18 protein-coding genes and 1 tRNA gene are annotated in these 18,008 nt (G+C 70.1%); 15 read left to right on the forward strand and 4 right to left on the reverse strand.

Translation table 11 applies throughout. The features are described from left to right. Positions 1 to 5 precede the first annotated feature (5 nt). Complete coding sequence (locus OMP39_RS04880) at positions 6 to 2,615, forward strand: ABC transporter permease (RefSeq protein ID WP_264893670.1); 2,610 nt, start codon at positions 6 to 8, stop codon at positions 2,613 to 2,615. Between the two features lie 148 nt (positions 2,616 to 2,763). On the opposite strand, the gene OMP39_RS04885 is transcribed toward OMP39_RS04880, so the two are convergent. Further along, positions 2,764 to 3,225, reverse strand: a complete 462-nt coding sequence (locus OMP39_RS04885) for a hypothetical protein (protein ID WP_264893671.1) — start codon at positions 3,223 to 3,225, stop codon at positions 2,764 to 2,766. A gap of 42 nt (positions 3,226 to 3,267) precedes the next feature. Further along, positions 3,268 to 4,074, reverse strand: coding sequence for a hypothetical protein (locus OMP39_RS04890; RefSeq protein WP_264893672.1), 807 nt, complete (start codon positions 4,072 to 4,074; stop codon positions 3,268 to 3,270). 166 nt (positions 4,075 to 4,240) lie between these two features. Between OMP39_RS04890 and OMP39_RS04895 the strand changes: the two genes are divergently transcribed. The 3 genes from OMP39_RS04895 (at position 4,241) to OMP39_RS04905 (ending at position 6,632) form a co-directional block, all read left to right on the forward strand. Then, a complete protein-coding gene (locus OMP39_RS04895; protein WP_264893673.1) occupies positions 4,241 to 4,978 on the forward strand; it encodes a GGDEF domain-containing protein in 738 nt (245 codons plus the stop codon). Beyond that, positions 4,971 to 5,780, forward strand: coding sequence for a MinD/ParA family protein (locus tag OMP39_RS04900; RefSeq protein WP_264893674.1), 810 nt, complete (start codon positions 4,971 to 4,973; stop codon positions 5,778 to 5,780). The genes OMP39_RS04895 and OMP39_RS04900 overlap by 8 nt, the downstream gene beginning before the upstream one ends. A 432-nt stretch (positions 5,781 to 6,212) precedes the next feature. Continuing rightward, positions 6,213 to 6,632, forward strand: coding sequence for a group II truncated hemoglobin (locus tag OMP39_RS04905; protein WP_264893675.1), 420 nt, complete (start codon positions 6,213 to 6,215; stop codon positions 6,630 to 6,632). A gap of 12 nt (positions 6,633 to 6,644) precedes the next feature. Here OMP39_RS04905 and OMP39_RS04910 read toward each other — a convergent pair whose 3' ends face one another. Beyond that, positions 6,645 to 7,331 (reverse strand): Smr/MutS family protein, encoded by a 687-nt coding sequence (locus OMP39_RS04910; protein ID WP_264893676.1) that lies wholly within the window; start codon positions 7,329 to 7,331, stop codon positions 6,645 to 6,647. Further along, positions 7,328 to 8,002 carry a RadC family protein gene (radC, locus tag OMP39_RS04915; protein ID WP_264893677.1) on the reverse strand — a complete coding sequence of 225 codons (675 nt, stop codon included), beginning with the start codon at positions 8,000 to 8,002 and terminating at the stop codon, positions 7,328 to 7,330. Before radC ends, OMP39_RS04910 begins: the two co-directional genes overlap by 4 nt. Positions 8,003 to 8,066: 64 nt before the next feature. Here radC and OMP39_RS04920 point away from each other — a divergent pair, with 64 nt between their 5' ends. The 11 genes from OMP39_RS04920 to OMP39_RS04970 all read left to right on the forward strand — a co-directional run bounded on the left by OMP39_RS04920 (position 8,067) and on the right by OMP39_RS04970 (position 17,944). Continuing rightward, positions 8,067 to 8,510, forward strand: a complete 444-nt coding sequence (locus tag OMP39_RS04920; protein WP_264893678.1) for an FKBP-type peptidyl-prolyl cis-trans isomerase — start codon at positions 8,067 to 8,069, stop codon at positions 8,508 to 8,510. Further along, positions 8,510 to 9,484: a 4-hydroxy-3-methylbut-2-enyl diphosphate reductase gene (gene ispH / locus OMP39_RS04925; protein WP_264893679.1), complete on the forward strand. Its 975-nt coding sequence runs from the start codon at positions 8,510 to 8,512 to the stop codon at positions 9,482 to 9,484. Before OMP39_RS04920 ends, ispH begins: the two co-directional genes overlap by 1 nt. A 38-nt stretch (positions 9,485 to 9,522) precedes the next feature. Next, positions 9,523 to 10,848, forward strand: a complete 1,326-nt coding sequence (serS, locus tag OMP39_RS04930) for a serine--tRNA ligase (RefSeq protein ID WP_264893680.1) — start codon at positions 9,523 to 9,525, stop codon at positions 10,846 to 10,848. Positions 10,849 to 10,905: 57 nt separating this feature from the next. Continuing rightward, positions 10,906 to 10,996, forward strand: a tRNA-Ser gene (locus OMP39_RS04935). Between the two features lie 263 nt (positions 10,997 to 11,259). Continuing rightward, entirely contained in the window at positions 11,260 to 11,946 is a 687-nt protein-coding gene (locus tag OMP39_RS04940; RefSeq protein ID WP_264893681.1) for a TetR/AcrR family transcriptional regulator, read from the forward strand. Continuing rightward, entirely contained in the window at positions 11,943 to 12,767 is an 825-nt protein-coding gene (locus tag OMP39_RS04945; RefSeq protein ID WP_264893682.1) for an enoyl-CoA hydratase/isomerase family protein, read from the forward strand. The genes OMP39_RS04940 and OMP39_RS04945 overlap by 4 nt, the downstream gene beginning before the upstream one ends. A gap of 16 nt (positions 12,768 to 12,783) precedes the next feature. Continuing rightward, positions 12,784 to 13,959, forward strand: coding sequence for a thiolase family protein (locus tag OMP39_RS04950; RefSeq protein ID WP_264893683.1), 1,176 nt, complete (start codon positions 12,784 to 12,786; stop codon positions 13,957 to 13,959). A 20-nt stretch (positions 13,960 to 13,979) separates the two neighbouring features. Beyond that, positions 13,980 to 14,813 carry an ABC transporter ATP-binding protein gene (locus tag OMP39_RS04955; protein WP_264893684.1) on the forward strand — a complete coding sequence of 278 codons (834 nt, stop codon included), beginning with the start codon at positions 13,980 to 13,982 and terminating at the stop codon, positions 14,811 to 14,813. Next, positions 14,810 to 15,697 carry a branched-chain amino acid ABC transporter permease gene (locus OMP39_RS04960; RefSeq protein WP_264893685.1) on the forward strand — a complete coding sequence of 296 codons (888 nt, stop codon included), beginning with the start codon at positions 14,810 to 14,812 and terminating at the stop codon, positions 15,695 to 15,697. Before OMP39_RS04955 ends, OMP39_RS04960 begins: the two co-directional genes overlap by 4 nt. A gap of 1 nt (position 15,698) precedes the next feature. Continuing rightward, positions 15,699 to 16,733 (forward strand): branched-chain amino acid ABC transporter permease, encoded by a 1,035-nt coding sequence (locus tag OMP39_RS04965; protein ID WP_264893686.1) that lies wholly within the window; start codon positions 15,699 to 15,701, stop codon positions 16,731 to 16,733. Between the two features lie 41 nt (positions 16,734 to 16,774). Next, positions 16,775 to 17,944 carry an ABC transporter substrate-binding protein gene (locus OMP39_RS04970; RefSeq protein WP_264893687.1) on the forward strand — a complete coding sequence of 390 codons (1,170 nt, stop codon included), beginning with the start codon at positions 16,775 to 16,777 and terminating at the stop codon, positions 17,942 to 17,944. Positions 17,945 to 18,008 lie beyond the last annotated feature (64 nt).

The raw sequence follows: 18,008 nt of genomic DNA on the forward strand, positions 1-18,008 counted from the left end.
ATGCGATGACAGTTCACCAGACCGATCTACGTCCGGCGGGCGAGCGCCCGGGGGACGGGCCAGCCCTCGCCGCGGGCGGCCGGGCCGCAGGGCTGCGGGTTCTCGGCCTGGCGTGGCGCCAGACCTTGCGCGACCTGCGCAGCGGTGAGCTGCGGCTCCTCGTGGTCGCGGTGATGCTGGCCGTCACCGCATTGAGCGCCGTCGCTTTCTTTGCCGACCGCCTGGAAGCGGGCCTTGCGCGCGATGCGGCCCAGCTGCTGGGCGGCGACGCCGTGGTGGCCAGCGATCAGCCCGCGCCCACCGCCTTGCACGAGGAGGCGCGCCGCCGGGGACTACTCACCGCGCGATCGGCCTCGTTTCCGAGCATGGCCCGAGCCCCGGACGACCGGGGTGGCGCCACCCGGCTTGCGTCGGTGAAAGCCGTGTCCGACGGCTACCCCCTGCGCGGGGAGTTGCGCGTTGCCGGGCCCGACGGCGCGCCGCGTGCGGTGCAGGCGCCCCCCTCACCGGGCACGGTGTGGGTGGATGCCGCCTTGCTCGAAGCCTTGCAACTGCACCTGGGCGACCGCTTGCTGCTGGGCGATGCGGCGCTGCGCATCGACGCGGTGATCCTGATGGAGCCGGATCGCGGGGCCGGGTTCATGAACTTCGCTCCGCGGGTGCTGTTACACGAGGCCGACCTCGAGGCGACCGGGCTCATCCAGCCGGCCAGCCGGGTCACTTACCGGCTCGCGGTGGCCGCGCCGGAAGGGGCCCCGCGCAGGGCGGTGGCCCACTACGTGCGTTGGGCCGAAGCCTCCATCGAGCAGGAACAGTGGCGAGGCATGCGAGTCGAGTCGCTCGAATCGGGCCGCCCCGAGATGCGCCAGACGCTGGACCGCGCCGAGCGCTTTCTCAACCTCGTGGCCTTGCTTGCGGCCTTGCTCGCGGCGGTCGCTGTCGCCATCGCCGCGCGCGACTTCGCCAACCGGCATCTGGACGACTGCGCGATGCTGCGCGTGCTCGGCCAGCCTCAATCGACCATCGCGTGGAGCTACGCGCTCGAGTTCTCGCTCGTGGCGCTCGCGGCCAGCGGTGCCGGGCTGCTCGTCGGCTTCGCCGTGCATCACGTCTTCGTGTGGCTGCTGGCCGGTCTGCTGGAGGCGAGCTTGCCGCCGCCCGGCGCGTGGCCCGCCGTGTTCGGTTTGGGCGTGGGGCTGACCCTGCTCGCCGGCTTCGGGCTGCCGCCGGTGCTGCAGTTGGCCCGGGTGCCGCCCTTGCGCGTGATCCGTCGCGACCTCGGGCCGGTGCGCGGCTCGTCGGCCGTCGCCTTGGCCGCCGGCCTCTGCGGCTTCGTCGCGCTGCTGCTCGCCACCGCGTCCGACCGCACGCTGGGGCTGATCGCCGTGGGCGGTTTCGCGGGTGCCTTGCTCGCCTTCGCGCTGATGGGCTGGCTCGCAGTGGTGGTGCTGCGCCGTGCCGTGCCCGAGGCGCATGCGCCCCGCTGGCTGGTGCTCGCCACGCGGCAGGTCGCCGCAAGGCCCGCCTACGCGGTGCTCCAGGTGTCGGCGTTGTCTGTGGGCCTGCTTGCGCTGGTGCTGCTCGTGCTGCTGCGCACCGACCTGATCTCGAGTTGGCGAGCCGCCACACCTCCCGATGCGCCGAACCGCTTCGTCATCAACATCCAGCCCGAGCAGGGCACGGCCTTCCGCGCCCACCTGGAGCGTGCGGGCGTCGTGCGCTACGACTGGTACCCCATGATCCGCGGGCGGCTGGTGGAGGTGAACGGCCGTCCGGTCCATCTGGACGACTACGCGAGCGACCGCGCCCGCCGGCTCGTGGACCGGGAGTTCAACCTCAGCCACGCCGCCCACCCGCCGGCGCACAACGCATTGATCGCCGGTCGATGGCAGCGGGACGACCCTGAAGCCCTGAGCGTGGAGGAAGGGCTGGCGCAAACGCTCGGCCTTCGCCTCGGAGACCGCCTGGCCTTCGACATCGCGGGCACCCGCGTGGAAGGCCGCATCGCCAACCTGCGCAAGGTGGACTGGGCCTCGATGCGGGTCAACTTCTTCGTGATGTTCCAGCGCGAGCAGATGAGCGAGCTGCCCACCACCTACATCGCGGCCTTTCGGGCGCCCGCCACGCCGGGCTTCGACAACGCGCTGGCGCGCGAATTCCCGAACATCACCAACGTGGACGTCTCGGCGTCCATCGCGCAGGTGCAACGGGTCCTCGATCAAGTGGTGCGCGCCGTCGAGTTCCTGTTCGGATTCACGCTGGCGGCGGGGCTCGTCGTGCTGCTCGCGGCTGTCGTCGCCACGCGCGAACAGCGCGAACGCGAGTACGCGATCATGCGCGCCATGGGGGCCGGAGCGGGGCTCCTCGCCAAGGTGCAACGCACCGAGTTGCTCGGCGTGGGCGCGCTGGCGGGGATGCTCGCCTCGTGGGCGGCGCTCGCCGTCGGCTGGGCTTTGGCCCACTTCGTCTTCGAGTTCGCGTGGAGCGCTCCCTGGGGGGTGCCGGTCGCCGGCGCCCTGCTCGGCGCCCTGCTGGCCTGGGCCGCGGGCTGGTGGGGCCTGCGCGGCGTGCTGCGCCGCCCCGTCGTCGAGACGCTGCGGCGAGCGGCCGTGTGATGTCACGAGGGCCCGTCGAGCAGCGGGCCCGGTGCACCGCCCCGGCCCCATCGGTTGCACGCCGTTGCAGCGATGGGCATACGGCTTGCCGTCCTTCCCGTTGCCGAGTCCGGATGCGGACCCCCGCCCGGTCGCGGGCAACTGTCTTTCATTCATTCACTCGCAACGGGAGATTCAAGATGAGCACTTCCCTCAAGAGCATCGCGGTGGCTGTGGCGACGCTGATGGCCGTGGGCGTTGCGGCGGCCCAGTCGGCTGGCACGGGCGCGGGCGGCACCACCGGCGGTGCTGCCGGAACCACCGGCTCGACCAGCAGCAGCGGCCCCACGGGCGCGAGCGGCAGCAGCACGGACGTCCAGCCGGGCACCGGCGCCGGCACCGGCAGCTCGACGATGGGCACGAGCGGTGCGACCTCGGGCACCACGGGTTCGACCACCGGCACGTCGGGGGCGACCTCGGGCACCACCAGCGGCTCGATGGGCACGAGCGGATCGACCAGCTCCTCGACGATGGGCGGCACCTCCGGCATGGACCCGGGGACCACCCGCACGCCGCGCGCCGACCGCAACTGAGCCCCTGGATGGAGCGCGCCGGAGCGGGCGCGCTGCATGGGGTGCGCTCGCCGCCGGGGCCTTCGGGCCCCGGCACCCTTTCACGAACCCGGGCGCTGCTCCTGTGACCGTGCTGCGTGCTTGGCCGGCGAGGAGCGCACGCCGAAGAACTGCTGCCAGGGCTGGGTCTCCGGCAGCACGTACACCACCGCGCGCCGCCCGAACAGCGGCTTGAGCGCCCCATCGTAGAACGAGGCGGGCAGGTTCACGCACCCGTAGGAGATGCGGTTGTCGCCCGGGCCCGGGGAGGCGAGCCGTTCCAGACGACGCTCCCGCACGTTGTTGGCCCGCACCCGGTGGATCGACACGGCGGCATCGTAGTCCAACCAGTAGATGTCCTCGCCCTTGTGGTTGCGCCCGGGCTCCACCAGGAAGCGCCCCGCAGGTGTCGTGCGCTCCTCGGGTCGGATCTCGGCGATCGGACGGTCGCCGATCCCCGGCACGCTGTGGTCGCCCCGGGCCGAGCCGAGCAGCACCGCGGTGGCGCCTCGCGGCTTGCCGTCGGGGCCGAAGAGATACAGGGCCGCCCGGTTCTTGTCGAGCACGCCGAACGGCAGGCGCTCGTGATCGCCGGTGCGCACGGCCCACCGGGCCAGTTCGCGCACCGCCGCAGCCGCCGGCGGCGGCGCGGCAGCAGGCAGCGGGGTGCCCGCACGTGGTGGTGATGCGGCAGCAGGGGCGGCCGACGCCAGAGCAGGCCGCGACACCGCGGGTGGGGCCGAGGCGGTGGCGGCCGGCGGCCGCGCCGCCACGAAGCTGCAGCCGGCAAGGCTCGCCGCCGCCAGGGCGGCCGCGAGCTGGCCGGGAAGGCGCCGGACCAGGCCGGGAAAGAGACGTTTCTCGTTCATCGCAGGCGCTTCCAGCAAGTGCCGCGCCCGGTCACAAAAAAGGCCTACAGTCGCGCCGCGACGTGCCGATAAGGCTTCGTAAGCGCTCGGATGGCCGGTCTTATCGCGGCACCGGGCCCTGCCACGCCGCTGCTAGACTGCCCCCCGTCCAACCCCTGGCCCCGTTGTGGACTCGCTCACGGCATCCCCGCCCGCCCTGCGCCGCCTGAAGCTCGATCAGGCCCTGGCCCTGCTGAAACAGGCAGGCTATCCCCTGCCGGCCACGCGCGAGCTGGGGCTGGAAACCCTGCAGGCCATCATCGACGGATTGTGCGACCTGTCGCTGCGCGACGCCCTGACGGGCCTGGCGAACCGCCGGCACTTCCGCGCGGCGCTCGAGCGCGAGCTCGACCGCGTGGCGCGCACCGGCGAATCCGCGCTGTTGCTGGTGCTGGACATCGACCACTTCAAGCGTGTGAACGACACCCTCGGCCACGAGGCGGGCGACCGCGTCATCACGACGGTGGCGCAGCGGCTGACCGATTGCGTGCGTCCGATGGACGTCGTGGCGCGTTATGGCGGGGAGGAGTTCGCCATCTTGCTGCCGAACTGCCAACCGACCTTCGGGCCGCTGGTGGCCGAGCGGGTGCGTCGTTCGGTGGAGAGCGAGCCGGTGCAGCTCGCCCACGGGCAGGAGGTCCGCGTGACGGTCAGCGTGGGAGGGGCTTACGCGCCGCAATGGGTGCGATCGTCCGCCTCGCTGTGGATGGAGCGGGCGGACTTGCAGCTCTACTGCGCAAAGACCGAAGGACGCAACCGCGTCTGTCTGGAGCCCACGCCCGTGAGCAGTGTCAGCTCCGAGGAGAAAAGCATGCTCTTTGGCGTCAGCAGCTTCGCGGAGCTGCGGGAGCTGGGCGATGAATGATCGTGCCTTGTCGCCGTTCGACCACGTGCATCGCGCGTGGGTGATCGCCGTGACCAGCGGCAAGGGCGGTGTCGGCAAGACCTTCGTCTCGGCCAATCTGGCAGCGGCTCTGGCCAAGCGCGGCCACCGGGTCCTCGTGCTCGACGCCGACCTCGGGCTGGCCAACCTCGACGTGGTCTTGAATCTTTATCCGAAGATCACGCTGCACGACGTGTTCAGCGGCACGGCGTCGCTGGAGGAGGCGGTGCTGCAGGCGCCCGGCGGCTTCTCGGTGGTGCTGGCGGGCTCGGGCCTGGTCGAGTACTCGCGGCTCACGCCCGAGGTGCGCGAGAAGTTCCACTCCGTCGTCGCCACGCTCGTGCCGCGCTACGACTACGTCCTGCTCGACACGGGCGCCGGCATCTCCGATGTCGTGCTGTATGCCGTCTCGCTGGCCGACGACGTGCTCGTCGTGGCCACTCCGGAGCCGACCTCGCTCACCGACGCCTATGCGACGATGAAAGTGCTCGCCACCCAGCAGCGGCGCCGCCTCTTGCACCTGGTGATCAATCAGGTGCGCCGCAGCGGCGACGGCAAGCTGGTGTCCCAGCAACTGCAGCAGGTGATCGACCGCTTCGTCGTCCCCCAGGCGGGCGAGCCGGTTCGGCTCGTGCACGTGGGCGACGTGCCGAGCGATGCCGCCGTGCAGGATGCGGTGCGCCGACGGCATCTGCTGCTCGAGGCCTTGCCGGGCAGCGCCGCCGCCCAGGGCATCCGCGGCATCGCCGCGCGCATCGAGGAGAGCGTCTCCACGCCGGCCTAAGGCCCGGCGCCCGGCCGCCCGAAGCCGGGCCGCCACCCCCGCGGGGGGTGGGGCGCAAGCCCCGGGGGCAAACGGATAGGCCCGGCGCCCGGCCGCCCGAAGCCGGGCCGCCACCCCCGCGGGGGGTGGGGCGCAAGCCCCGGGGGCAAAGATATCGGGCCCGGCGCCCGGCCGCCCGAAGCCGGGCCGTGACCCCCGCGGGGGGTGGGGCGCAAGCCCCGGGGGGCAAAGATAGAGGCCCGGCGCCCGGCCGCCCGAAGCCGGGCCGCCACCCCCGCGGGGGGTGGGGCGCAAGCCCCGGGGGCAAACGGATAGGCCCGGCGCCCGGCCGCCCGAAGCCGGGCCGCCACGCCCGCGGGGGGTGGGGCGCAAGCCCCGGGGGCGCTATCCTATGCGGTCGACCCGTTGCGCCAACGTTCCCACGGATTTGCGGTGAGCGAAACCTCCTCATCTTCGACCCCCGCCCAGCGCCCGGCTTCCGCCTTCGAATGGATCGGCGGCGAGGCCCGCGTGCGCGAGCTCGTGGACCGCTTCTACGATCTGATGGATCTGGAGCCGGCCTACCGCGAGCTGCGGGCCTTGCATCCGACGCACCTGGACGGCTCGCGCGACAAGCTGTTCTGGTTCCTGTGCGGCTGGCTCGGCGGGCCGCAGTATTTCGTCGAGCGCTTCGGCCATCCGCGGCTGCGCGCCCGTCACCTGCCGTTTCCCATCGGCATCCGCGAGCGCGACCAATGGCTCGCCTGCATGGACCAGGCCATGCAGGAAATCGGCTTGCCGCCCGAACTGGTGGAGCGGCTGCGCGAGTCCTTCTTCGGCACCGCCGACTGGATGCGCAACAAGGGTGCGTGAGCCGGGGGGCCGTCAGCCCGCGGGACGCAGCAGCACCACCAGCGCGCCCGCTCCCCCCTCGGCGGGCCGCGCCTGCGTGAAAGCGATCACCTCGTCCTTTTGCACCAGCCAGCTCTTCACCTTGGCCTTGAGCACCGGCTCCCGGCCGGGCGATCCGTTGCCCTTGCCGTGGACCACGCGCACGCACCGCAGGCCGGCCTTGACCGCCTCGCGCAAGAACTCCGCCAGCTGCTCGCGCGCCTCGTCGCGCCGCAGGCCGTGCAGGTCGATCTGCCGCTGGATGACCCACTCGCCCCGCCGCAGCCGGCGCACGACGTCCGGGCCCACCCCGGGGCGGCGAAATGACAGCGACTCGTCGGTGTCCAGCAGCGTTTCGACATCGAACTCGTCGGAGATCGACTCTCGCAACACGAGGCGTTCGTCCAGTTGGCGCTGCGCGGGCACCGGTTGCGGGCGCGGCTTGTCGAGCTGCGCGAGTCTGCGGTCCTTCAGCGGCTGCACGGGGCCGACGGCCCGCGCGAAAAGCTCCCGCTCCCGCGCGGCGCGCTGCTGCGCCTCGCGTCGCTGCGCCTCCAGTCGGGCCGCTTCCCGCGCGCGGGCTTGCAGCTCCTTCTTGAGGGCGCCCAGCTCGGCCAGACTGCGCGCCTTGACGACCCCCTCGGCGTGATCCCGGCTCTTGTCGAGACCCTTGACCTTCACAGCAACCCCCGCTCGGCAAACGACACCACGTCCCGGTGGCCCACCACGAAGTGATCCAGCACCTGTACGTCCACCAGCGCCAGGGCCGACTTGAGCGTGTGCGTCAGGTACTCGTCGGCCTTGGAAGGCTCGGCCAGACCGGACGGATGGTTGTGGGCGAGCATCACGGCCGCCGAGTTGTGCGCCAAGGCCCGCTTGACCACCTCGCGCGGATAAACGCTGGTTTGGGTCAGCGTGCCGCGGAACAGTTCCTCCATGGCGAGCAGTCGGTTCTGCGCATCGAGAAAAAGCACCGCAAATACCTCGTGCGGCTTGCTCGCCAGATGCAGCCGCAGGTAATCCTTCACCTGCGCGGGCGCCTCGAACACCGGGCGGGCCTGCAACTCGGCGGCCAGCGCCCGGCGCGCCAGCTCCAGCACTGCCGCCAGCTCGGCCCGCTTGGCCGGCCCCAGTCCTTTCACGCCGGCCAGCTCCTCCACGGGCGCACGCAGGAGTCCCGCGATCCCGCTGAAGCGATCCAGCAGTTCCTGCGCCCAAGCGAGCACCGAGCGGCCCTTGAGCCCCGTGCGCAGCAGCAGCGCCAGCAGCTCGGCATCGGCCAGGGCCTGCGGCCCCAAGTTCAGCAACTTCTCGCGCGGGCGCGCGTCAACGGGCAGGTCTTTGAGCAGCATCGCATGGGGGCCCAGGGCCGGCTCCTACAATCCGGGGGAGTCTACACAACCGAAAGGGCCGCCCATGGCTGCCGTTCAGTCGGGATCCTTCCTCACCCTGCACTACCGCTTGAGCGGCCCCGATGGGGCCGAGATCATCAACACGTTCGGAGGCACGCCGGCCACCTTGTCGCTCGGGGCGGGCGAGCTCGCCCCCGCGATCGAGCGTCGGCTCGTCGGGCTGGAGGAGGGGGCGCATGCCCGCTTCGAGATCCCGGCCGGCGAGGCCTTCGGCGAGCGCAATCCGGAGCTGCTGCAGCGGGTCAAGCGCAGCCTGCTCGACCAGCTCGGCGACCCGGACGAAACCTATCACGTGGGCGACGTGGTGCAGTTCCCGACCCCGGACGGCGCCGCGCAGTACGCCGGCGTCGTGCGCGAAGTGGCCGACGACTGGGTGCTGTTCGACTTCAACCATCCGCTGGCCGGCCAGCCGGTGACCTTCGAGGTCCAGGTCATCGGGGTGCTGTGATGGAAGGCCGCGAGATCCTGCTCGCCGAGCCGCGCGGCTTCTGCGCCGGGGTGGACCGGGCCATCGAGATCGTCGAGCGCGCGCTGCGCAAGTTCGGCGCCCCCATCTACGTGCGCCACGAGATCGTCCACAACACCTACGTCGTCAACGACCTCAAGGCCAAGGGCGCGATCTTCATCGAGGACCTGGCCGACGTGCCGCCCGGCGCGACGCTCGTCTTCAGCGCGCACGGCGTGAGCCAGGCCGTGCGCCGCGAAGCCGCGCAGCGGGGCTTCCAGGTCTTCGACGCGACCTGCCCGCTGGTCACCAAGGTGCATGTGGAGGTGGCCAAGCTCCACAAGGAAGGCTACGAGTTCATCATGATCGGCCACAAGGGCCACCCCGAGGTCGAAGGCACGATGGGCCAGCTCACCGACGGCATCTATCTGGTGGAAGACGTGGCCGACGTCGAGCGCGTGCGACTGCGCAACCCCGAGAAGGTCGCGGTCGTCACGCAGACGACGCTGAGCGTGGACGACGCCGCCGAGATCCTGGCGGCGGTGAAACGGCGCTTTCCGCAGGTGCGCGAGCCCAAGAAGCAGGACATCTGCTACGCCACGCAGAACCGCCAGGACGCCGTCAAGCTCTTGGCCCGCGAGGTGGACGTGGTCATCGTCGTCGGCAGCCCCACCAGCTCCAACAGCAACCGGCTGCGCGAGGTGGCCGCGCGCCTGGGCACGCCCGCATACATGGTGGACGGCCCGCAGGACCTGCGCGCCGAATGGCTGGACGGCCGCCAGCGCGTCGGGCTCACCGCCGGCGCCTCGGCGCCGGACGTGCTCGTGCAGCAAGTCATCGCGCGCCTCAAGGAGTTGGGTGCCGTCGCCGTGCGCCGCATGCAGGGGGTGCAGGAGACGGTGCACTTCCCGCTGCCCAAGGGGCTGGGCGACAAGTCCATGAACGAAGCCGCCGCTGAAGGGCGTTTCGCTCCCTAAAATCGCTCCCCCACCCGGTCACGCCATCCGGTAAGCACATGCTAGACATCACCCTCCTGCGCAAGGACCTCGGCCACGTCGTCGAGCGCCTCGCCACGCGCAAGTCGCCCCAACCCTTCCTGGACGTCGAGCGTTTCCAGGCGCTCGAGGCCGAGCGCAAGACGCTGCAGACCCGCACCGAGGAACTGCAAGCCCGGCGCAACAGCCTGTCCAAGCAGATCGGCCAGCGCAAGGCCAAGGGCGAGGACGCCGCCGACCTGATGGCCGAAGTGGGCGGCATCGGCGACGAACTCAAGGCCTCGGCCGAGCGGCTCGAAAGCCTTCAGGCCGAGTTGCAGGACCTGCTGCTGCAACTGCCCAACCTGCCGCACGAGAGCGTGCCGGTGGGCGCCGACGAGCGGGGCAACGTCGAGGTGCGCCGCTGGGGCACCCCGCGGCAGTTCGACTTTCCGGTGAAGGACCACGTGGACCTGGGCGCACCGCTGGGGCTGGACTTCGACACCGGCGCCAAGCTCTCGGGCGCCCGCTTCACGTTCATGCGCGGCGCCATCGCTCGCCTGCACCGCGCGCTCGCGCAGTTCATGCTCGACGTCCACACCCGCGAGCACGGCTACATCGAGTGCTACACCCCGTACATCGTCAATGCCGACGTGCTCGTGGGCACCGGGCAGCTGCCCAAGTTCAAGGAAGACATGTTCTGGGTCTACCGGGGCCGGGGCCCCGGCGAGGCCGGTGCAGGCAGCGGCGACGAAGCCGGCGCGGTCCAGTACCTCATCTCCACCTCGGAGATCTCGCTCACGAACTCGGTGCGCGAGCAGATCCTGGCGGCCGACCAGCTGCCGATCAAGCTCACCGCGCACAGCCCCTGTTTTCGGTCCGAAGCGGGCAGCTACGGCAAGGACACCCGCGGCATGATCCGCCAGCACCAGTTCGACAAAGTCGAGATGGTGCAGATCGTCCATCCCGACCGAAGCTACGAAGCCCTGGAGGAGATGGTCGGTCATGCAGAGGCCATCCTCCAACGCCTGGGCCTGCCGTACCGCGTCATCACCCTGTGCACCGGCGACATGGGCTTCAGCGCCGCCAAGACGTACGACCTCGAGGTGTGGCTGCCCGCGCAGAACACCTACCGCGAGATCAGCTCCTGCTCCAACTGCGAAGCCTTCCAGGCGCGCCGCATGCAGGCGCGCTTCAAGAACGCACAGGGCAAGCCGGAGCTCGTGCACACCCTCAACGGCTCGGGCCTGGCGGTGGGCCGCACGCTGGTCGCCGTGCTCGAGAACTACCAGAACGCCGACGGCAGCATCACCGTGCCCGAGGCGTTGCGTCCTTACCTCGGGGGGCTCGCCGAACTGCGCGCCTGACACGCTATAATTGCAGGCTTCGCTTGGCGGCTGACCACCCGTCAAGCCAGCGTTTCAGGAAAGGTGGCAGAGTGGTCGAATGCGCCGGACTCGAAATCCGGTATACGGGTTTCCCGTATCGAGGGTTCGAATCCCTCCCTTTCCGCCAGTGCCTGTCAACGGGCGATCACCACGCGCTGCGGTGATCGCCCGTTTTTCTTTGGCCGTGCTGCGCGCCGGTTGTCTCGCGCGCCTGCGGCGGGCGAGAGGTGTCTTCCGGCGCGCCTGCTGCCTGAATCCACCGGCGTGCGCGGCGCTCGGTGGGAACCCGAAGCGGGAAAATACCCCCATCCGACGCCTTCTCCAACCGGAGGGTAGCGACCATACTCCCGGGAAAGTCGCCTTACTGGCGAGTAAGCACCGGAGGGTCTCTTGCGGTCGCCGTGGGTCAAGTCGCGAAACCGGGACGAGGAACGCGAGCTCAAGCGCGAGGCCGTCTTGCGAACGGCGGCGCGCCTGTTCAGCGAGCAGGGCTTCCATGCCACCTCGCTCGACGAGGTGGCCGAGCAACTCCAGGTGACCAAGCCCACGCTCTACTACTACATCAAGAGCAAGGACGAGATCCTGTTCGAGTGCGTGCGCATCGGCCTCGAAATGGTGACCGACAGCCTCGCACGGGCCACCGCCTCCGGTGGCAGCGCCGTGGACCAGTTGGTGGAATGCATGAGGGCCTATGGGCGCGTGGTGACGATGGATTACGGGCGCTGCGTGATCCGCGTCGGCGAAGACCCGCTGCCACCCGACAGCCGACGCAAATTGCGTGCGTTGAAGGCCCGCATCGACCGCGTGTTCCGGGACTTGGTGAGGCAAGGGGTGGCCGAGGGTTCGCTCGCGCCGTGCGACCCGAAGCTCACCGCCTTCACGTTGGCCGGCGCGTTGAGCTGGATCGGCCGGTGGTATCAGCCCCAAGGGGCGCTCGCGCCCGAGGAGGTCATCGAGCCGTGCATCCGCACGCTGCTCGCGGGGTTGCTCAGGCGCCCCGAGGAGCCCGTGCCTCGCCGAGCGGCAGCTCCGGCGCGCCGCGATGCGAGCAGGTCCAGACGCAGGAGTGTGACATGAGCGTTGCTCCAGACATGGCAGGGCAGCCGCCCGAAGGTGCAGCTGCGGGCGAGCCGCTGATCGTTCAGCGGCACGAGGGTTGGGTGCACGTGCGGTTCAACCGGCCCGAGGCGCTCAACGCCTTGGACGTGGCCACCGCGCGCGCCTTCCTTGGCGTGGTGGAGTCGCTGGCGAACGACGACGGCGTGCGCGCCGTGCTGCTGAGCGGGGCCGGGCGGGCCTTCATGGCCGGCGGCGATCTGGCACAACTGAGGGCGGCGCCGGTGGAGACGGCCCATGCGCTCATCGGGCCGCTGCATCAGGCGCTGCGGCTCCTCACCTCGATGCGAGCGCCGGTGGTGGCGGCGCTGCACGGGGCGGTCGCGGGCGCGGGACTGAGCCTGGCACTCGCGGCCGACGTGGCGATCGCCGCCGCCGGTGCTCGCTTCAACCTCGCTTACACCCGCATCGGCACGAGCTGCGACCTGGGCGCGACCTGGTCGTTGCCCCGGATCGTCGGGCTGCGCCGCGCCTTGCAGATCGCGCTCTTGAGCGAGGACCTCGACGCGGAACGGGCCGAAGCCTGGGGCCTGGTGGCGCGCGTGGTGCCCGCCGAGCGACTGGTCGAAGAAGCGCAGGCGCTGACCCGCCGCCTGGCACAAGGGCCGACGCGGGCCTACGGACACATCAAGCGCCTGATGCGCAACTCGTCCGGCCAGCCGCTCGATCGGCAGCTCGACGACGAACAGCAGGCCTTTGCGGATTGCGCCGCCGGCGAGGACTTCGTCGAAGGCCTGGCCGCCTTCTTCGACAAACGCGCGCCCCGCTTCGTGGGCCGGTGACCCTGAGGAGACACCCATGGCCGAACCCGTGATCCTCGAAGCCGTGCGCACGGCCTTCGGGCGCCGGCAAGGCGCCTTGCGCGAGACGCGCCCGGACAGCCTCCTGGCGTTTGCGCTGCAGGGGCTGCTGGAACGCAGCCGCGTGGCGCCGGAGGCGATCGACGACGTGATCGCCGGCTGCGTGAGCCAGGCGGGCGAGCAGGGCGCCAACATCGGCCGCCTGGCCGTGCTGGTGGGCGGCCTGCCGACACGCGTGCCCGGCGTCTCGCTCAACCGCATGTGCGGTTCGAGCCAGCAGGCCGTGCACTTCGCGGCGCAGGCCGTCGCAGCCGGGGACGCGCGCTACGTCGTGGCCGGCGGCGTCGAGAACATGAGCCGCGTGCCGATGTTTCTCGACGTGAGCCTCGGGCGCTTCGAGTTCAAGGGCTTCGACGTGCTGAACCCGGAGTTGCTGGCCCGCCATGCCCTGGTGCACCAAGGCGAAAGCGCCGAGCGCATCGCCGAGCAGTGGGGCATCACGCGCGTGCAATGCGACGCTTACGCGAAGGAAAGCCACCGCCGCGCCCATGCCGCGGCCGAGGCGGGCTGGCACCGCGAGATCCTGCCCACCCCGGGCGTCGATGCACAGGGGCAGCCGCTGACGCTGGCCCGCGACGAAGGGGTGCGAGCTTCGATCGACGATGCGCGCATGGCCTCGCTGGCCCTCGCATTCCGCCCGCCCGGCGAGGGCGTCGTGACCGCGGGCAACGCGAGTCAGATCTCCGACGGCGCCTCGGCGGTGTTGATCGGCGACGCACAGGCGGCCCGCGCCGACGGCCTGCGCCCCCGGGCACGGTTCCGTGCGCGCGTGGTGGTGGGCTCCGACCCGGTGATGCAGCTCACGGGCGTGATTCCCGCCACGCACGAGGCGTTGCGGCGCGCGGGGGTGTCGATCCGCGACCTCGACTGGATCGAGATCAACGAGGCCTTCGCCACCGTGGTGCTCGCCTGGGCGCGCGAGTTCGACGCCGACATGGATCGCGTCAACCCGTGGGGAGGCGCCATCGCCCACGGACACCCGCTGGGCGCCACCGGCGCAGCCCTGATGGCCAAGATGCTCGCGGGTCTGGAGGCCCGAGGCGGCACCCTCGGCTTGCAGGTCATGTGCATCGGCCACGGCATGGCCACGGCCACCGTGATCGAGCGCGTCTGAGGCGGGCAAGGAGGGCAGCCGTGCCGCACGTCGAACAGGCCCCGTTGCTCGAGATCGAAGGGCTGACGCTCGCCTTCGGCGGCGTCAAGGCCCTCAACGGCATCACGATGAGCGTCGCCCCGGGCTCGATCACTTCCGTCATCGGCCCCAACGGCGCGGGCAAGACGTCGCTCTTCAACACGATCTCCGGCTTCTACCGCCCTCAAAGCGGGTCGCTGCGCTTCGACGGCGAGGACATCACGCGGCTGCCGGCCCCGGAGCGGGCGCGCCGCGGACTGGCGCGCAGCTTCCAGAACATCGCGCTCTTTCGCGGCATGACGGTGCTGGACAACATCAAGCTCGGCCGCCACTGCCACCTGCGCACGAACATCTTCGACGCGTTGCTCTACTTCGGCCGCGCCCGGCGCGAAGAGGTCGCGCTGCGCGCCGAGATCGAGGAGCGCATCATCGATCTGCTGGAGATCGACCACATCCGCCATGCGCCGGTCGCGGCCTTGCCCTACGGGCTGCAAAAACGCGTCGAGATGGCCCGCGCGCTGGCGATGCGGCCCAAGATCCTGATGCTCGACGAGCCGGTGGCGGGCATGAACCGCGAAGAGACGGAGGACATGGCGCGCTTCATCCTCGACGTGCGGGCCGAGTGGGGCGTGACGGTGCTGATGGTCGAGCACGACATGGGCATGGTGATGGACATCTCGGACCACGTGGTCGTCCTCAACTTCGGCCAGAAGATCGCCGAGGGCCGGCCTGAGGACGTGCAGAACGACCCCGAGGTCATTCGCGCGTACCTCGGTTCGAGCCGCGCGACCGAGGCGCCGGGAGCCACGCCCGCCGCCATGGGAGCCGCGGCATGAACGGGTTCGACTGGCTCTACTTCTTCGAGGTTTCGCTGGCCGGCATCGGCGCCGGTGGGCTGTATGCGCTCACGGGGCTCGCCTTCGTCATCATCTACAAGGCCACCCGGGTGGTGAACCTGGCCATCGGCGAGATGCTGATGCTCTCGGCCTACATCTTCTTTGCCTTCACGGCCGGCATGCAGCTGCCTGCGTGGGCTGCGATCGCGCTGACCGTCGCGGCCAGTGCGCTCCTCGGGGCGGGCTTCGAGCGCCTGTTGATCCGCCCGATGCTGGGCGAGTCCCCGATATCCACCTTCATGGTCACGGTGGGGCTGGCATCGATCCTCGTCGGTGTGGTCGAGCTCGTCTGGACGGCCGACCCGCGCCGGTTGCCGGAGTTCATGCCCGGCGGTGCGGTGATGATCGGCCAGGCCTTCGTCGCGCCGAAGGTGTTCTATGCCTTCCTCGTCACCGCGGTGCTGATCGCGCTGGTGCTCGGGGTGTTCCGCTTCTGGCGAGGCGGGGTGGCTCTGCGCGCGACGGCCTCCGACCAGGCCGCCGCGTACTCCATGGGCATCGACGTGCCGAAGGTCTTTTCGTTGTCGTGGACGCTGGCCGCGGCCATCGCGGCGGTGGCGGGCATCCTGGTGGGAGCCATCGGCGGCATCTCGTCGTCGATGGGTGTGTTCGGGCTGTCGGTGCTGGTGGTGGTGATCGTGGGCGGCCTGGACAGCATCGTCGGCGCGCTGGTGGGGGGCCTCTTGATCGGACTCATCGAGTCGTGGGCCGCGGCCTACCTCGGTGGCGAGTACAAGCTGCTGGCCACCTTCTGCGTGCTGGTGCTGATCCTGCTGGTGCGGCCCTACGGCCTTTTCGGCACGCACGAGATCGAGAGGCTCTGAGATGAGGATCGGATCGGCCAAGGACAGCTACGCCGCCGACCAGGCGCTCTTCGACAGCCGCACCCAGTGGGCCTGGGTCGGCGTGCTCACGGTCTCGCTGGTGGTGTTTCCCTTCGTCGCGGGCGACTACTGGCTCTATCTCGCCTGCCTGGTGGCCATCAACATCGCCAGCGCCTGCGGCCTGAACATCCTGACCGGCTACACCGGGCTCGTGAGCCTGGGCCAGGCGGCGTTCATGGGCCTGGGGGCCTACACCGTGGCGGTGCTGGAGAACCGCCTCGGCACGCCCTTCCTGCTGAACCTGCTCGCGGGCGGCGGGGTCGCCATGCTCGGCGGCGTGCTGGTGGGGCTGCCTTCGTTGCGCGTCAAGGGCCTGTATCTGGCCATCGCCACCATTGCGGCGTCGGTGCTCGCGCACTTCCTCTTCGCCAATCTCACGATCACCGGCGGGGCGGCCGGCCTGAGCGTGCCGCCGGCCGAGTTCTTCGGTGTCGCGCTCGACACGTCGTTCCGGCTGTACTGGCTCATCGTGCCGGTGACGGCCTTGCTGCTCATCGGTGCGGCGAACCTGTTCCGCACGCGCATCGGCCGCGCCTTCATCGCCATTCGCGACCGCGACATCTCGGCCGAGGTGCTGGGGATTCCCCTGCTGCGCTACAAGCTGCTGTCGTTTGCCGTTTCGTCGTTCTACGCGGGGCTCGCGGGCGGCATGTGGGCGTACTTCTTCCGGGTGGTCACGCCCGAGAGCTTCCCGCTCATCATGAGCATCTTCTTCCTCGCGGCGATCATCGTCGGCGGCATGGGCACCATCCTCGGCTCGATCCTCGGGGCGGTGTTCATGACGCTGGTGCCCGAGGTGCTCAAGCTCGTCGTCGGCTGGCTGCCCCTGGCCAATGCGACCCTGGTGCTGTCCCCGGTGCGCACGATCGTCTTCGGGGCGCTGATCGTCGGATTCCTCCTCTTCGAGCCTCACGGGTTGGCCGAGGTGTGGCGCCGCACGCGCCGCTTCTTCCACCTGTGGCCCTTCAGGACTTGAACACGCCTTCTTTCCCTGCACCACCACGAAGGAGACACGCAATGAAACGCAGGCAGTTCGTCACATGGGCCGGTACGCTGGCCGCCACGGGGACGCTGGGCGTCACCGCCCGCGCGCAGGCGCAGGAGGAGATCGTGCTGGGCGGATCGATCCCGATGACGGGGGTGTTCGCCTTCGCCGGCATCGGCATCCACGCCGGCATCGAGGACTATGTCAAGATCGTCAACGACTCCGGCGGCATCCGCGGCCGCAAGCTGCGCTACGTGCCGGAGGACACCGGCTACAAGGTCGACGCTTCCGTCGCCGCGTTCAAGAAGATCACCAGCCAGAACAAGGTCAACCTCTACTACGGTGACTCCACCGGTTTTGCCAAGACGATCAACCCTGAACTGGAGCGCAACGGCAACATCTTGATGGCCGGTGCGTCGTTCGCCTCCGAGATCAACGATCCCCAGAAGTACCCGTATCAGTTCCTCGTGGGCCCCGACTACACCGAGATGTTCGGCATCCTGCTGCGTCACATCGCGAGCACCAAGCCGGGCGCCCGCGTGGCCTTCGTCTACTCTGACACCGAGTTCGGCCGCGATCCGATCGAAAAGAGCCGTGCGGCGGCGCAGCGGCTGGGCCTCACGGTGGCCGGTGAGATCATGACGCCCCCGGGCAGCGTGGATGTCTCCACCGAAGTCATCAAGCTGCGGCGCGCCAACCCGGACTTCACCATCTTCCACGGCTACGTGCTGGCGCCGATCCCGGAGTTCATCACGCAGGCGCGCGACATGGGCATGAAGTCGGCCTTCATGGGCACCTTCTGGTCCATGGACCACTCCATGGTGATGAAGATGGGCGACGCGGCCGACGGCTTCCTGGGGGTGATGCCGTTCCGCTACTACTACGACACCGAAGGCCGCGCACCGATGCTCGAAAAGATCCGCCAGATGCGGCCCGAGTACCAGAGCAACGCCTACATGCAGGGGTTCCTCACCGCGATGCTGATGACCGAGGCCGTCAAGCGCACGCTCGACGCCCGGCAGCCCCTGACCGGCAAGAACATGAAGGCCGCGCTCAACTCGATCCGCAACTTCGACACGGGCGGCATCATCGGCGTGCCGATCAGCATTCCCGGCAATTCGATCCCCGTGGGCCGCATCTACCGCGCGGACATGAAGCAGAAGAAGATGATCCCGGCGTCCGACTGGATCACGCTGACCTGAACCCGCGGCGCCCGGCGCCCACGGCCCGGGGCCTTGGGGCGCGCCCTCTCACCGGTGTACGGAG

This window comes from Schlegelella aquatica, assembly GCF_026013905.1.
Lineage (GTDB): Bacteria > Pseudomonadota > Gammaproteobacteria > Burkholderiales > Burkholderiaceae_C > Caldimonas > Caldimonas aquatica.